This is a genomic window from Enterobacter nematophilus (genome assembly GCF_026344075.1).
In the GTDB taxonomy this organism is placed as follows: Bacteria; Pseudomonadota; Gammaproteobacteria; order Enterobacterales; family Enterobacteriaceae; genus Enterobacter; species Enterobacter nematophilus.
Genome location: NZ_JAPKNE010000002.1, coordinates 248,171 through 263,867, shown reverse-complemented (window position 1 = coordinate 263,867; position 15,697 = coordinate 248,171). Strand labels below are relative to the sequence as shown.

15 protein-coding genes and 1 riboswitch are annotated in these 15,697 nt (G+C 54.0%); of the genes, 8 read left to right on the top strand and 7 right to left on the bottom strand.

Annotated elements, in window-relative coordinates; translation table 11 throughout:
- Positions 1-71: 71 nt before the first annotated feature.
- The 4 genes from trhP (at position 72) to yegS (ending at position 4,413) form a co-directional block, all read left to right on the top strand.
- Positions 72-1,433, top strand: a complete 1,362-nt coding sequence (gene trhP / locus OSH03_RS07940) for a prephenate-dependent tRNA uridine(34) hydroxylase TrhP (protein WP_266178763.1) — start codon at positions 72-74, stop codon at positions 1,431-1,433.
- Positions 1,434-1,852: 419 nt separating this feature from the next.
- On the top strand, positions 1,853-2,818 hold the full coding sequence (locus tag OSH03_RS07935; protein ID WP_266178762.1) for an Ssp4 family T6SS effector: 966 nt from the start codon (positions 1,853-1,855) through the stop codon (positions 2,816-2,818).
- Positions 2,819-2,825: 7 nt separating this feature from the next.
- On the top strand, positions 2,826-3,410 hold the full coding sequence (locus OSH03_RS07930) for a hypothetical protein (protein ID WP_266178761.1): 585 nt from the start codon (positions 2,826-2,828) through the stop codon (positions 3,408-3,410).
- Positions 3,411-3,513: 103 nt separating this feature from the next.
- Positions 3,514-4,413, top strand: coding sequence for a lipid kinase YegS (gene yegS / locus OSH03_RS07925; protein WP_266178760.1), 900 nt, complete (start codon positions 3,514-3,516; stop codon positions 4,411-4,413).
- A gap of 68 nt (positions 4,414-4,481) precedes the next feature.
- Here the strand turns inward: yegS and fbaB are convergent, their stop codons facing one another.
- Entirely contained in the window at positions 4,482-5,534 is a 1,053-nt protein-coding gene (gene fbaB / locus OSH03_RS07920) for a class I fructose-bisphosphate aldolase (protein WP_266178759.1), read from the bottom strand.
- 250 nt (positions 5,535-5,784) lie between these two features.
- Here fbaB and OSH03_RS07915 point away from each other — a divergent pair, with 250 nt between their 5' ends.
- The 3 genes from OSH03_RS07915 to OSH03_RS07905 are packed head-to-tail and all read left to right on the top strand — an operon-like array spanning position 5,785 to position 9,013.
- Positions 5,785-7,062 (top strand): nucleoside permease, encoded by a 1,278-nt coding sequence (locus OSH03_RS07915; RefSeq protein WP_266178758.1) that lies wholly within the window; start codon positions 5,785-5,787, stop codon positions 7,060-7,062.
- Positions 7,059-8,063: an ADP-ribosylglycohydrolase family protein gene (locus tag OSH03_RS07910; RefSeq protein ID WP_266178757.1), complete on the top strand. Its 1,005-nt coding sequence runs from the start codon at positions 7,059-7,061 to the stop codon at positions 8,061-8,063. Before OSH03_RS07915 ends, OSH03_RS07910 begins: the two co-directional genes overlap by 4 nt.
- Positions 8,060-9,013, top strand: coding sequence for a PfkB family carbohydrate kinase (locus OSH03_RS07905; RefSeq protein WP_266178756.1), 954 nt, complete (start codon positions 8,060-8,062; stop codon positions 9,011-9,013). Before OSH03_RS07910 ends, OSH03_RS07905 begins: the two co-directional genes overlap by 4 nt.
- Here the strand turns inward: OSH03_RS07905 and OSH03_RS07900 are convergent.
- From OSH03_RS07900 to OSH03_RS07880, 5 genes are all read right to left on the bottom strand, one after another.
- Positions 8,987-9,733 (bottom strand): GntR family transcriptional regulator, encoded by a 747-nt coding sequence (locus OSH03_RS07900; protein ID WP_028013821.1) that lies wholly within the window; start codon positions 9,731-9,733, stop codon positions 8,987-8,989. The genes OSH03_RS07905 and OSH03_RS07900 overlap by 27 nt on opposite strands.
- Before the next feature lie 42 nt (positions 9,734-9,775).
- Positions 9,776-10,576 carry a bifunctional hydroxymethylpyrimidine kinase/phosphomethylpyrimidine kinase gene (thiD, locus tag OSH03_RS07895; protein WP_061097651.1) on the bottom strand — a complete coding sequence of 267 codons (801 nt, stop codon included), beginning with the start codon at positions 10,574-10,576 and terminating at the stop codon, positions 9,776-9,778.
- A complete protein-coding gene (gene thiM, locus OSH03_RS07890; RefSeq protein ID WP_266178755.1) occupies positions 10,573-11,343 on the bottom strand; it encodes a hydroxyethylthiazole kinase in 771 nt (256 codons plus the stop codon). The genes thiD and thiM overlap by 4 nt, the downstream gene beginning before the upstream one ends.
- A gap of 35 nt (positions 11,344-11,378) precedes the next feature.
- A riboswitch (TPP riboswitch) is annotated at positions 11,379-11,475 on the bottom strand.
- Between the two features lie 303 nt (positions 11,476-11,778).
- Positions 11,779-12,480: a hypothetical protein gene (locus OSH03_RS07885; RefSeq protein WP_266178754.1), complete on the bottom strand. Its 702-nt coding sequence runs from the start codon at positions 12,478-12,480 to the stop codon at positions 11,779-11,781.
- A gap of 1,813 nt (positions 12,481-14,293) precedes the next feature.
- Positions 14,294-14,500: a hypothetical protein gene (locus OSH03_RS07880; RefSeq protein ID WP_266178753.1), complete on the bottom strand. Its 207-nt coding sequence runs from the start codon at positions 14,498-14,500 to the stop codon at positions 14,294-14,296.
- 185 nt (positions 14,501-14,685) lie between these two features.
- On the opposite strand from OSH03_RS07880, the gene OSH03_RS07875 reads away from it, so the two are divergent.
- On the top strand, positions 14,686-15,036 hold the full coding sequence (locus OSH03_RS07875) for a hypothetical protein (RefSeq protein ID WP_086524659.1): 351 nt from the start codon (positions 14,686-14,688) through the stop codon (positions 15,034-15,036).
- A 16-nt stretch (positions 15,037-15,052) separates the two neighbouring features.
- Here the strand turns inward: OSH03_RS07875 and OSH03_RS07870 are convergent, their stop codons facing one another.
- On the bottom strand, positions 15,053-15,667 hold the full coding sequence (locus OSH03_RS07870) for a recombinase family protein (protein ID WP_086524660.1): 615 nt from the start codon (positions 15,665-15,667) through the stop codon (positions 15,053-15,055).
- Positions 15,668-15,697: the final 30 nt, after the last annotated feature.

Genomic DNA, 15,697 nt, shown 5'->3' with positions numbered 1-15,697 from the left:
AGTGGGGGATCTCCCCTTACCGCTGCACCAGGTGCACGCGGATCTGACCTGTCATCAGAACGAGAACAAACATGTTTAAACCGGAACTCCTTTCCCCGGCGGGAACGCTGCAAAATATGCGTTACGCTTTCGCCTATGGTGCCGACGCCGTTTACGCGGGCCAGCCGCGCTACTCGCTGCGCGTGCGTAACAACGAATTCAACCACGAGAACCTGCAGCTCGGCATCAACGAAGCGCATGCCCTGGGCAAAAAATTCTACGTGGTCGTGAACATCGCGCCGCACAACGCCAAGCTGAAAACGTTCATCCGCGACCTGAAGCCGGTGGTGGATATGGGGCCGGACGCGCTGATCATGTCGGACCCGGGTTTAATCATGCTGGTTCGGGAGAACTTCCCGGAGATGGATATTCACCTCTCCGTGCAGGCTAACGCCGTCAACTGGGCGACGGTGAAGTTCTGGAAGCAGATGGGGCTGACCCGCGTCATTCTGTCTCGCGAACTGTCCCTGGAAGAGATCGAAGAGATCCGCACTCAGGTGCCGGACATGGAAATCGAAATCTTTGTTCACGGCGCGCTGTGCATGGCCTACTCCGGCCGCTGCCTGCTCTCCGGCTATATCAACAAGCGCGACCCGAACCAGGGTACCTGCACCAACGCCTGCCGCTGGGAATATAACGTCCAGGAAGGCAAAGAGGACGATATCGGCAACATCGTCCACAAGCATGAGCCTATTCCGGTGACCAACATTGAGCCAACGCTCGGCATCGGCGCGCCAACCGACAGCGTGTTTATGATTGAAGAAGCCAAACGTCCGGGCGAGTACATGACCGCCTTCGAAGACGAGCACGGCACCTACATCATGAACTCGAAAGACCTGCGCGCCATCGCCCACGTTGAGCGTCTGACCCAGATGGGCGTGCACTCCCTGAAGATCGAAGGCCGCACCAAATCCTATTACTACTGCGCGCGTACCGCGCAGGTGTACCGCAAGGCCATCGACGATGCGGCAGCCGGTAAACCGTTCGACACCAGCCTGCTGGAAACCCTGGAAGGTCTGGCGCACCGCGGCTACACCGAAGGCTTCCTGCGCCGTCATACTCACGACGACTACCAGAACTACGAGCACGGCTACTCCGTATCCGAGCGCCAGCAGTTTGTCGGCGACTTCACCGGCGAGCGCAAAGGCGCGCTGGCTGCCGTGGCGGTGAAAAATAAGTTCACCAAAGGCGACAGCCTGGAGCTGATGACCCCGCAGGGCAACATGAACTTCACGCTGGAACATCTGGAAAACGGCAAAGGCGAAGCGATTGACGTTGCGCCAGGTGATGGCCATACCGTCTGGCTGCCGGTTCCGGAAGAGGTGGAGCTGAAGTTCGCGCTGCTGATGCGTAACTTCAACGGTGAAAGCACCCGAAACCCACACGGCAAATAGTTAATCAGGGAAATTTTTTCGCGCTGGGATAATTCTTAGAATCGGATCACATACCGCTTCGTTCAATACGGGTATTATCCCCAGCGCTGAAAAACATAACCCATAAATGCTAGCTGTACCAGGAACCACCTCCTTAGCCCGCGTAATCTCCCTTACGCGGGCTTATTTTTTTATGCCCTATTCAGTCCCCTTTTTGAAAATGAAATTGCAAAAACCAACCATATGAAGGGTGTAGGTTCGCGATAGCATCTGCTGGAGTACCGTTATGAAAATCGTGCGTACATACGACAGACATCACAACCTTTAACGACACTGGCGGGGATGAACGTCATTCGGAGTATTCCTAATTGCCAGCCAAAACATGCCTTTTACTCTTGATAACTTAGCGACAAACGATTTCACATGGATGGAGAAACAACATGACATTTCCTGGTCAGATTTCAAAGGATATTCCTGATTACGAACTCGCACGCAGTCTGGGTCTTGCGTCCGGCGGAGATATTAATTTCAGCGCCCTTGCCAACCAGCTGGACTGTAGCCGTAACTTTAGTCAGGTTGGGATCATCTACTCAGACGGTGCACGTCAGTGGTTAGTGAGACCATCAAGACGGATTGCGACGCTAAACGAAAGTTCGGTAAGCCATGTCGTCATAACTAAAGTAAATGCCTCCTCAAGTAATCCTGTCCAGGCAACGACCAGTACGATTCAGTCTCCTTCATTAGCGACTGAAATCGGCTCTACAGCGATTTCTTGCGGAGCAGCAATTCTCACCGTCGTACTTGCAGCAGGTGCAGGTATGGCCATTCCTCTCACCGCTGGTTCTTCCGGTGCTGTTGCCGCTGTGATTGTCGCCGGTGGCGTAGCAACAGGAATTCAATGTGCAAACGGACTTGGCCGCTTATCACTTATTGCCATGAATCATAACGACTATGTTGCCTGGATGGATTCTCAGGAGTGGTATACCGCAACCAATACTGCTCTTGATGCAATTTCACTTGCCGGGGCAGCTGCGGGACTAAAAAGTGCTGTATTAACCTACCGCCTACTTAATCGCTCGACGTCTGAAAGTTTACTCTCTCTATTACAAAAAATGAGCCGAGCGGACCGTACGCGTTTAACTGAGGAAATCATCCGTATCCAAAATCCCGGGATCTCGAATTCAGGTATTAAAGCAGCGATGAAGGCCGGGGTTTACCCTAAACGTTATCCATCGGAAGCGCTGCAGTTGCTCTTACAGCGTGAGCTATTGAATGCTATTTCAAACTCCTCAGCATTTGCTGGAAGTGCTGTCTCGGGTACAATCCGGAATCCTCAGAATATTACCCAATCTGGTAAATACATTTTTGGTTTGATTCAGTCTTTTTCACTTACAGGAAGTTATTGACCCGGACATGTTAAATTACATCAAGAAGAGCCTTGCATTAAGCACCGTGATAACAGGTGAAATGGCGACTGACGATCGCCAACGCCTTGAATCATTAAAGAATCGTTTAAAAGCTCAGTTCGGTGTGCCCGTGGGGGTACATATGACTGGCATTCCTTTGGCAGTAAGTACATTACTCACGATTTTTTGCTACGCTATGCTGCAAGTTTCTGTCTGGATGTTGCTATTTCGCCTGCTCGGCCTACCTGAATTTAAGGTAATGATGGGAGTATTCCTTGCAGCAGTGGTGTATTGCATGGTTGTGATGAGCACTATGTTTCTGACTGCCAGGGGATCCTTAACTGGATATAAACTGCATATTTCCGCTATTGCACTGACTGGCTTGATGAGCATCGTTTATTTTATCTGGACGTGGATTTCGCTTTTATTCAGCTCGGTAGAAAATTACACACCGCAAATAACCTCTTTGTTAGGGTTGGTTTTTTTCTGCCTGAATATCGTGTGGATGAATACATCGGTCTTTTACCGTTCAATTGCGCTAACGCTACATAATCGGGTTTGGCGTAAGCAGTTGAAGATGGATAAGAGGTAATGCCCTTTGCGCGGGCTTATTTTTTACCTTTCATCCTGTTCTTACCCGCTTTTTTCCTCTCTGCTATACACTCTTACTAACGCTAAAAAAGGGAGCAGCGCGGATGGCAACCTATCCAGACAGTTTATTGATTCTCAACGGCAAAAGTGCAGGTAACGATCTGCTGCGTCAGGCGATTATGGGTTTGCGCGACGATGGCGCGCGTATCCACGTTCGGGTGACGTGGGAAAAAGGCGACGCGGCACGCTACATCGACGAAGGCTTAGCGTTAGGCGTCAGCACCATTATTTCCGGCGGCGGGGATGGCACCATCAATGAGATCGCCTCTGCGCTTATTGGCCTGCCCACAGCGGACCGCCCGGTGATGGGCATTTTACCCCTTGGCACCGCCAATGATTTTGCCACCAGCGCCGGGATCCCGGAAGATTTAGAGAAGGCGCTCCAGCTGGCGATCCTCGGCAAAGCCACCGCTGTGGATATCGCCCAGGTGAACGACAAAACCTGCTTTATCAATATGGCGACCGGCGGGTTCGGCACGCGCATCACCAGCGAAACGCCGGAAAAACTGAAGGCGGCGCTGGGCGGCGTGTCATACCTGATCCACGGTTTGATGCGCATGGACACCCTCAAGCCGGACCGATGCGAAATTCGCGGCGAGGATTTTCAGTGGCAGGGTGACGCGCTGGTGATTGGAATTGGCAACGGACGTCAGGCCGGCGGCGGGCAGCAGCTCTGCCCGGAGGCGCTGATTAATGACGGTCAGCTACAGCTGCGAATTTTCACCGGCGATGGCCTGTTGCCCGCGCTGTTTACCACGCTGACGCAGCCGGAAGAGAGCCCGAATATCATTGACGGTAAATCGGCGTGGTTTGAGGTGAATGCTCCGCACGGGATGACCTTTAACCTCGACGGAGAGCCGCTGAGCGGGACGCAGTTCCGCATTGAAGTGTTGCCCGGCGCGCTGCAGTGCAGGCTGCCACCCGACTGTGTGCTTTTGCGCTGATGTTTCACATAGTGCGCGATCATGCCCTCACCCCAGCCCTCTCCCACGGGGAGAGGGCGTTAAAGGCATCAGGCTATCGTCACTTTGCTGTCCAGATACACGTCCTGAACCGCATTGATCAGCTTCACGCCGTCGGCCATGGATTTCTTGAACGCCTTACGGCCAAGGATAAGCCCCATGCCGCCCGCGCGTTTGTTGATAACCGCCGTACGTACCGCGTCTGAGAGGTCGGTATCACCGCCCGCCGCCCCGCCGGAGTTGATCAGCCCCGCGCGGCCCATATAGCAGTTCGCCAGCTGGTAGCGGACCAGGTCGATGGGGTTATCGCTGGTCAGCTTGCTGTAGACGCGGTCGTCGGTGTAGCCAAAGTTAACCGCCTTATAGCCGCCGTTATTCTCGGCCATTTTCTGCTTCACAATATCCGCGCCGATGGTGGCCGCCAGATGGTTCGCCTGGCCGGTCAGGTCGGCGGAAACGTGGTAATCCACCCCGTCTTTTTTGAACGCCGAATTACGCAGGTAGGCCCACAGCACGGTCACCATGCCCAGCTCGTGCGCGCGCTCGAACGCCGCGGAGATCTCTTCAATCTGACGACGAGACTGTTCAGAGCCGAAGTAAATCGTCGTCCCGACAGCCACCGCCCCCATATTGAACGCCTGCTCGACGCTGGCGTAGAGGGTCTGATCATACTCGGTGGGGTAGCTGAGGGTTTCGTTGTGGTTCAGCTTCACGAGGAACGGAATGCGGTGGGCGTAGCGGCGCGACACCGAGGCCAGCACGCCGTAGGTGGACGCCACGCAGTTACAGCCCGCTTCAATCGCCAGCTCTACGATGTTCTTCGGATCGAAGTAGAGCGGGTTCGCCGCGAAAGAGGCACCCGCAGAATGCTCGACGCCCTGGTCCACCGGCAGAATAGAGAGATACCCGGTGCCGCCCAGTCGCCCGGTGTTGTAGAGGGTCTGCATGTTTCGCAGAACCGCAGGCGGACGGTTGTTATCCACCATCACGCGGTCAACGTAGTCGTGACCAGGCAGGTAAAGCTGGTCGGCTGGAATGGTCATACAACGATGCTGTAAAAGGCTGTCGGCGTCTTTGCCAAGCAACTGCGCAATATCAGTCATGTGATACTCCCGTAAGTCCGACGTCGTGTCGGTGTGAGTTTATCCAGTCCCATTTTTTATGGGCAGACTAAGCCTGGTACCGACTTAACAGATTTTCCACCATTTGCATTTTTTTTCAGCACAATCTGCTGGCTCGATTCGTGTACAACAAAACTGTTACATTGATCAAACAATCGCCACAAAGGTATTTAAAAGGTATTATTGAGTGGTATGTTAAAGGCGTACCTTATCTGACATGCAGGATTAAAAAATGAAAACGAAAGTCCAACTGTCATTCATGATGTTTGTTGAATGGTTTATCTGGGGCGCGTGGTTTGTGCCATTGTGGCTGTGGCTGAGCAAAAGCGGGTTTACCGCCGGGGAAATTGGCTGGTCTTACGCCTGTACCGCGATTGCCGCTATCCTCTCCCCGATTCTGGTCGGCTCGCTGACGGACCGCTTCTTCGCCGCGCAGAAAGTGCTGTCGGTGCTGATGTTCGCCGGTGCCATTCTGATGTACTTCGCCGCGCAGCAAACCCAGTTCAGCACCTTCTTCCCGCTGCTGCTGGTCTATTCCCTGACCTATATGCCGACCATCGCGCTGACTAACAGCATTGCCTTCGCGAACGTGGACGACGTTGAGGCCGATTTCCCGCGCATCCGCGTGATGGGCACCATCGGCTGGATCGCCTCCGGGCTGGCGTGCGGGTTCCTGCCGCAAATGCTCGGCTACAGCGATATTTCCGATACCAATATTCCGCTGCTGATGACCGCAGCCAGCTCCGCCCTGCTCGGCGTCTTTGCCCTGTTCCTGCCGAACACGCCGCCGAAAAGTACCGGCAAGCTGGATTTCAAAGTCATGCTGGGGCTGGATGCGCTGGTCCTGCTGCGCGATAAAAACTTCCTGGTATTCTTCTTCTGCTCGTTCCTGTTCGCCATGCCGCTGGCCTTCTACTACATCTTCGCTAACGGCTATCTCACCGAAGTGGGGATGAAAAACGCCACCGGCTGGATGACCCTCGGCCAGTTCTCTGAAATCTTCTTTATGCTCGCCCTGCCGTTCTTTACCAAACGCTTTGGTATTAAGAAGGTCTTACTGCTGGGCCTGATCACCGCCGCCATCCGCTACGGGTTCTTCGTTTACGGCGGTGCCGAGCAGTACTTCACCTACGCCCTGCTGTTCCTCGGCATTCTGCTGCACGGCGTGAGCTACGACTTCTACTACGTGACCGCGTACATCTACGTGGATAAAAAAGCGCCGGTGCACATGCGCACCGCCGCGCAAGGCCTGATTACGCTGTGCTGTCAGGGGTTTGGTAGCCTGCTGGGTTACCGCCTGGGCGGCGTGATGATGGAAAAAATGTTCGCCTACAAAGAGCCGGTGAATGGGCTGACCTTCAACTGGGCCGGAATGTGGACATTTGGTGCAGTCATGATTGCCGTGATTGCCGTGCTGTTTATGCTGTTTTTCCGCGAATCGGATAAAGAGATCACCGCAATTGAGGTGGTTGATGGCGATACCGCGCTGACACAAGGGGAAATTAAATGAAACAAGACCGTATTCTCGGGGCCCTTTACGGCCAAGCGTTAGGGGATGCGATGGGTATGCCGTCGGAACTGTGGCCGAGAAAGCGCGTCAAGGCGCACTTCGGCTGGATCGACCGCTTTTTACCCGGCCCGGCAGAGAATAACGCGGCCTGCTATTTCAAACAGGCAGAATTCACCGATGATACCTCGATGGCGCTGTGCCTGGCCGATGCGATCGTTGAGTGCGACGGGGAGATTAACGCGGACGTTATCGGCAAGCATATCCTGAACTGGGCGCTCGACTTCGACGCGTTTAACAAAAACGTGCTCGGCCCGACCTCGAAAATCGCGCTTAACGCGATCCGTGACGGGAAGCCGGTCAGCGAGCTGGACAACAACGGCGTGACTAACGGGGCGGCGATGCGTGCCTCCCCGCTGGGCTGCCTGCTCCCGGCGACGCGGCTGGAGCACTTTGTGGGACAGGTGGCTCTGGCCTCCAGCCCGACGCATAAATCGGATCTCGCCATTGCCGGCGCGGTGGTGATTGCCTGGGCGGTTTCCCGCGCCATCGACGGGGAACGCTGGCAGAACATCGTCGATGCCCTGCCGGGGATCGCCCGCTATGCGCAGGAGGTGAAAACCACCACCTTCAGCGCGTCGCTGGCGGCGCGCATTGAGCTGGCGCTTAAGACCGTGCGGGAAGCCAACGGCATCGACTCCGCCAGCGAGCAGATTTATCAGCTCACTGGCGCAGGTACCAGCACCATTGAGTCCGTTCCTGCGGCCATCGCGATGGTGGAGCTGGCGGGAACCGACCCGAACCGCTGCGCGATTTTATGCGCCAATCTGGGCGGCGATACCGACACCATTGGCGCGATGGCGACGGCCATCTGCGGCGCGCTCCACGGCGTGCAGGCGATTGACCCGGCGCTGAAGGCCGAGCTCGACGCCGTTAATCAGCTCGATTTCGGTCACTACTGCGAAAAACTGCTGCACTTCAGGGAGCAAAGGGAGGGCGTATGAATTCGTTTGCCCAACGTCTCGACACCCTGCACGCCACGCGCCCGGTGACGGTGCTGGGCGCGGCGGTAATTGACGTCATCGCCGACGCCTACGCCCTGCCCTGGCGCGGGTGTGATATCGAGCTTAAACAGCAGGGGGTGAATATCGGCGGCTGCGCGCTGAATATCGCCATCGCCCTGAAGCGGCTCGGCATTGCGGCGCAAAACGCCCTCCCCGTTGGCCACGGCGTGTGGGCGGATATTATTCGTAACGCGATGGCGAAGCAGGATCTGCACAGCGCCGTGGAGGCTGAAACCGGCGACAACGGCTGGTGTCTGGCGCTGGTGGAGCCTGACGGCGAGCGCACCTTTATGTCCTTTAGCGGCGTCGAGAACCAGTGGCAGCAGCGCTGGCTTGACGAGCTAAACGTTCCGCAAAACAGCCTGGTTTATTTGTCCGGCTACCAGCTGGCCTCGCCGTGCGGCGAGCTGCTGACGGGCTGGTTTGAAGGGCTGCGGGACGTGACGGCGCTTATCGATTTCGGCCCGCGCATCGCGGATATCCCTGACGCGCTGATGGCGCGGATTATGGCCTGCAGGCCGATCGTGTCGCTTAATCGTCAGGAAGCGGAGCTCGCTGCTGAAAGGCTGGGGGTTGAGGCTGAAAACCTGGGTGTGGAGTGGCAGCAGCGCTTCGGCGCCGCGCTGATAGTGCGCCATGATAAAGACGGTGCTACGTGGTATGACGGTGGTGCCTCGGGCGTTGTTCCGGCGTTTCCCGCCACGGTCGTGGACACCATTGGCGCAGGCGACAGCCACGCGGGCGGCACGCTTGCCGGGCTGGCGGCGGGATGGTCACTGGCGGATGCCGTTCTGCTGGGGAATGCCGTGGCGTCCTGGGTGGTCAGCCACCGCGGCGGGGACTGCGCGCCCACACTTGAGGAATTACTCCTCGCACACAAAGACGTATAGGTCGCTGCGACAGTAGCTGATGCTGTACTCAATCGGCCGGTGCTGCTGGTCAAGCGCAACCTGCTTGATCACCAGCACCGGTATTTTTTCGTCCATCTTAATGTGCGCCTGAAACTCGCTGTCCGGCATGCGGGCGCTGACCCGTGAACGGGTGCGCTGCGGGAAGATATTCTGACTGCGGAAGTAGTCGTACAGCGAAATCCCTATCGCATCCGGTTCGGGAATGAGCCCGACCGGCACCCAGGACTCTTCAATCGACACCGCATCGTCATCAACATAGCGAATACGCTTCAGCAAAAAGACGTCGCTGTTCGGCTCCAGCGACAGGTGGCCCGCCACCTCTTCCGGGCATTTCACCACGCGCTTGTTGACCCACAGCGTGTTTGGCGTTTTACCGCGCAGCACCACCTGCTGAGAGAACCCGCGCGCTTCCTTGAGCGAGTATTCGAAGATATTGTTAATTTGCGTGCCGTAACCCCGGGCTCGCGTGACAACACCCTCGGCTTCCAGCGCCTGCATCGCTTTGCGCACGGTGATCCGCGACACCCCCGTTAACTGGCTCAGATCGCGCTCGCCGGGCAAAATGTTCCCGTGCTCCAGCACGCCGCTGCGCACCGCATTTTTTACCGTTTCGGCAAATTTCAGGTACAGCGGCGTGTTGTCAGGCGCGGCGATCCGTTCAGTCAGTTGAGCGATTAACCGGGTATGCGCTTGTTCCATCTCTGTTTTCTCAGGCGTGGTGTTTCCTGCCAGTATACTGGGTTACCACCACGCATGAAAATGATGAACCGGCCCAATACCGTGACCGACTTCCAGAGTATCGGCTTTTGCCAGCGCCGCCGAGAGCCAGATTTTCGCTTCTCGCACCGTCTCAGCCCAGCCGTCATGCCGCGGGCGCAGCGCCGCCAGCGCGGCGGAGAGGGTGCACCCCGTGCCGTGGGTGTTTTTGGTCTGCACGCGCGGAGCCGTAAAACGCTGCTCGCCGTCGCGGGTAAAGAGCCAGTCCGGGCTTTCAGCGTCATCCAGGTGGCCGCCTTTCATCAGCACCGCCCCGCACCCCATCGCCAGCAGCGCGTTCCCCTGCTCTTTCATTTCCCGTTCAGTTTGCGCGTGCGACGTGCCTAACAGCGCGGCGGCTTCCGGCAGATTGGGCGTGATAAGCGCCACCTGCGGCAGCAGCTTACTGCGCAGCGTCTCAACGGCGGAGGCGGAGAGCAGCGGATCGCCGCTTTTTGCCAGCATGACGGTATCCAGCACCACGTTTTGCACCTGATAGCGCTTAAGCCGCTCGGCCACCGCTTCCACAATGTCCGTTTCGGCCAGCATGCCGATCTTGGTGGTATCAATACGCACGTCGCTGAACACCGAATCCAGCTGCGCGGCAACAAAATCCGGCTCGATGCGGTAGACCGACTGCACGCCGCGCGTGTTTTGCGCCACCAGCGCGGTAATCACCGAGCAGCCGTACGCGCCAAGGGCCGAGAAGGTTTTCAGATCGGCCTGGATGCCCGCCCCGCCGCTGGGGTCGGTACCGGCTATGGTGAGAGCGTTAATCCGTTTCATGCCTGCTCCTCCAGCGTATAGAGCGCATCCAGGAACGCGCTGGCAAAACTGCCTGGCCCTTGTGACTGCGCAACGGCCACCGTTCCGGCTCGCTTCATCCATCCGCAGGCGGCGGCAACGTTATCCAGCCGGTCGCCCGGCAGCGAGCAGCTTGCCGCCACAACGGCAGAGAGCGCGCATCCGGTTCCCACCACGCGCGTCATTAACAGGTCTCCGCCCGTGACCGTTCGGGTCCGCTCTCCGTCGGTGATGTAGTCCACCTCGCCGGTGACGACCACAATGGCATGGGTCTGGCGGGCCAGCGCCTGAGCGGCAGGCAACGCGCTGGCGGCGGTGTCGGTGGTATCAACGCCGCGCCCGCCCGCGCTCATTCCGGCAAGGGCCAGGATTTCGGAGGCGTTGCCGCGAATGGCGGCCGGGTTCAGGGCCAGGATTTGATGGCAAAAACGGGTACGGAACGTCAGGGCGCCCACCGCAACCGGGTCCAGCGTCCAGGGTTTGCCTGCCGCCACCGCGCTTTCAATCGCCCGACGCATCGACTGCGCCCGCGGAGAGGTCAACGTGCCGACGTTAATCAGCAGCGCATCAGCGACGGCGGCGAACTGTTCAGCCTCTTCGGCCTCAATCACCATTGCAGGGGATGCGCCAAGCGCCAGCAAAACGTTAGCCGTAAAGGTCTGTACGACATCGTTGGTCATACAATGGGTCAGCGGAGAACGGGTTCGGAAGTGGTGTAAAACGTGTAAATCGAGCAGGTCAGGCTGCATAGGTTCGCTCCTGCCTTGCGTGAAGAAGCGATGACCGGGAAGGCATCTGACTTCCCTACGCTGGCATTATCCAGATCAGGTAATACGGGTATTTCTCAGCCCATCAGCGATGGGGCACCCCGAGTCATGAAGATTGAATCTCTATACTTTTTGCCAGCTTAGGGCAAGTTGCTTGCTGTTGCAAGCCAGCCCTTTCAGTCATCGCTTCTTCACGCTGTACCCCACCTTGTACCTCAGTTTGTACCCCATATCTGTATGACAAAACTTGTTGAATATCTAAACGTGCTTCTAAAAACGACTCGCGTAGAAAACGTCACTGAAGAGTTTCGTCAGTGTAGTTCCTAAGTGTTCTTTTTTTTTGGATGCGGCTGGTAATGTACCAAACAGCGCGAAAGAATAAGAAAATGTAGAGCGGGGTAATCATAATCCTCTTGGTTAAAATGGTATCGTTGATTGTTCAATCTGGGTGTATTCATACGGGTGTGTTTCCTGAAATAGTTGCTCAGTTCCCATTGAATGATCTATTCCGATTCGTTGAAGCACTCGTGCTGACCAGGAATAAAAGCTCTCGTCCTCTCGTCGTAGTGACAGATTTTCAAACAGATATTTCACTGCGTCAGAAATACGAATTCTTTGAGGCGTTATCGCTGGTGTGTCTTCTTGGGTTGCTGCGGTCTTCGCAATTTCAGGCGCTGGCTGGTGTGGCACTACATCAGAAATAATATCAGGCTGAACTGTCAGTGCTTCTGGTGGGGTAATGTGCGCATCAGTTAGCGGAAGTGCTCGTAACTCTAAATTACGTCGTCCTTCGATTTTGGTTACTGATAATAATCCGATGGATTCCATCAATTCGATCAGGTCGTTTGTCTTTGGTCGAGATAAATCACAAACCTTTGCAAGCTCGGATTGCTCTTCGTAACAAACACCGCCGGATCTCTCCCAGTCTGCTACGTAGCAATATAACTTTTGCATCCTGGCGCTGAACTTTACCCTTCCTTTTTCAAGAAGTGGAGAATAGATAAATGGTATTTCTTTGAAGTAGTGGGGAATGTTGAGAGTACGATCTCTTACTTTTCCACCTTTGTCGGTGTATTTGTATTTTGGGTCTGCCTGGATCTGGGCGAGTGTTTTTGCCATTGTTGTTTGCTCCTATGTATGCTCAGTAAGTTACGAATGCTCTTCATTTGGTTTTCTCCGCTTCTCATTCGTGGGTTGGGTTTTGACGCTGAAACGTGGTTGTTACGCGCCAGCTTTCGAATATTTAACCGCCAGGTTTTGACACTCTTCAAGAAGTAGTGCGCTTACGCTCATTTTTCGGCGCTTTGCTTCTTTGAACAGAATCTGAAATGTCGCATCAGGGATCATTAACGATGTGGACGGCGGTAGTTTGGTTTTCTTCTCGATTATTCTGGTTTCCTCCTGGGTTAGCTGGTCACTGGGGTGAAATTTGGCGTTGCTCGCCATTCGTCAAAGCGTCGGATCGCTTCCTCGAACATTTCCACCCTGTCCGTTTGTTCACTCTTACGCGCTCGGACAAGTGAACTGTAAACAAGTGTTCGTGTTGTTCGGCCTGTAATCAAATCTGCGTAGATTTGGTCAACGTTGAAGTAACGCATGTTTTTTGCTCCTGTTTGGTTTTCTCCAGACGCAAAAAAGCCCCCGCACCAAAAACCTGGTGGAGGCTGCAATTCATGCGTATGGAATGTTGTTAGATGGTGTAGATGATAATGATTATCACCACACTTTTAATTATACGCTAAAAGCACATCTTATGTCAAGATATTTTTCAATAGATTCGAAAAAGTCAAGCGCATTACGTGCTTTACTCCAAAAAAAACGATCGCTGTCAAACGAAATTTGTGGTAGGATTTGCCACCAAAGAGGGCAGCCATAAACAACTCACTAAACAGCCTGTAACGTTCTCTACGGCGTTCTGACGCATTAAGGCTACATTGCACCACCCACCCTATAAAAATCGCTCTACGGGCTTCCTGTGCGCTCCCTGGCACTTACCGAACCAATAGCACAACTACGGAGGATAACGGCAGTTATCAGGATAGTAGGTGTTGGTATTGGATTGAGGTTGGATGAACTGGAGTTATCAGCGACCAGTGAAGCCTTAACCACTGACTTACTGAAATCTTGCATTGGTGAACGTTAGTTCATGAATGGATGGTTGAAGTTAGTCAGCTTATCAGTTGGACAATCAACGGTAGTTGGTTGGTCAGATGGTAATTCCGCGCATAGCGCAATGGTATTCGCCCACGGCGAAGTGATCATGTGCAGCCGTTTTCACGGTGGCTAACGCCATTGCACCATACAGAAATAGATAACGCTTTGCTGCGTCGTGAGCGGAACGAGGCCAGCCAACGTAGCCCGAAAGGTAGCGGAGTAAGGCTGCTTGCCAGAAGTGACGGCGATAGACGCCAGGCAAAAGATCTTTGCGAGAAGCGCAAAAACCATAAAAGATAGTCTTATAGTTAATAGTCTTATTTAATCTTATAGTGTGCCGTTTCGTTACTTTAAAAGTACCAAAACGTTACTTTCGTGATTATCCAAAGTACCAAAACGTTACTTTCAGTTACTCAGTCGTGCAGATACGCAATATTCTGATGTATGCCGAAAGTAACAAAACGGTACTTTCAACCTTTCACCCCACGGTAGGTAGTCGCCCTGATCCCTCCGCATCGCACATGCAACAATGCCAAGATTAATCTTAGATTAACCAAAGGTTATTCCCATCAAACATGCATCTAATCAACAGGTAATTGGCAGGTAAAGATTGCCGTTGTTACAGGGGTAAAGTTGCCACAGTAACTATCACTCACTTTGCGTAAAGCCTTGCACCGAGCCGTTATCAGTAGAAATAACAATCAAACTGTTGGAAGCTGGTGTTAAGCACACCTGTCTTTACGTGATTTTAAACAACATTTCCTATTTTATACGGCCTCTATTCTGAATCCTGGGTGTCGAAAGTCTTTGCATACGGGCACTGCCCTTTAGTGACGTAGGTGAAAACATACTGACTGTTCTCATAGGTGCAAAGCGTCTTGCCATTCTCCATTTTTTCCTGCTGCGGATCTGTCATTGTGATTTGCCCTGCTGGCGCCAACTGGGAAAACAGTAGTCCCGATATCGCAAGCATTGATTTCATCATAAGCCTTACTCCAGTTGACTGTCATCGCCGAATGTCACAGTGCTCAGTATTTGTACAATCGCATTGTATCACCCACATCGATCGATTTTACTGATCTATAAGATCGATTTAATTAATTAAACTGGTAAGATAAGGTTATGCGCTAACAGCGCCTTGCCATCAAATCAAACAAGAATAGGAAGACCATGAAAAGATTGATTCTCGCGTCACTGATCGTTCTCCCCTTCGCCTCAAGTGCAACCACATTCAGCTGTAAGGCGATCCAGGAAGGGCAGATCGATTCTGGTAGCCAAAAATCTTCTGTCGAAACTCGCCTTGATGTGCAGGACAAAAGTATGAAGGTGAGCATGGGTGGTAAAACTTGGCGGCTGGGTTTCATTGGAGAGAAAAGTATTGCGAAGATGTACGCCACCCCAGACGGTGGCATTGCCGTCACGTACATTGACAACGGCAGTGAGCCTGTTTTCGTTATGCGCCCGACTAACAACGACGGGCAGACCGCTATCTATACGCTTAGCTTGTGCTCTGAGGCTTAAAATCAGGCGTGAGCGATCACGCCATTTCCTTTTTGATACGGTAAAAAGTGGCGCGTGATACGCCAGCAAGCTCCATTACCTTAGCGGGCTTGTGTCCTGCACTGAGTAATGATTTGACAACCTCCCGCGCCCTTTCATCCTTAGCCTTACCGACATACACACCAGCCTCTTTTGCTTTCTCAATACCTTGCTTTTGACGTGCACGACGAGTCTCATAATCCTGACGGGCCATAGTAGCCAGCATATCGATCAGCATGTTATTGACCGCTGCCATAATGCCATCCACCACAGGTGACGATTTCTCCCCTTGAAGCATGTTCCATGAGGTGGGCAAATCCACTACAACCAGTTTCAGTCCCTTATCCTGAATGGTACGCTTCAGACTTTCCCATTGTGCAGCCTCCAGACGGCTCAGACGGTCGATAGACTCCACCAATAACAAATCGCCGGTGTTAGCCTCATCAAGCAGCAGCGATAGCTGAGGACGTTCAAGGGAAGCTCCGGATGCATTCTCGACATATTCCTTCCTGATCGCCCAACCACGCTCACCTGCAAACTCACGTAATACTGGGACAGCACGTGTGGAATCTTGTTCTCTGGTAGAAGCTCGAGCATAGATCAGTACATTCATCATTTGTCTCTTTGAAGCTGTATTGTCATA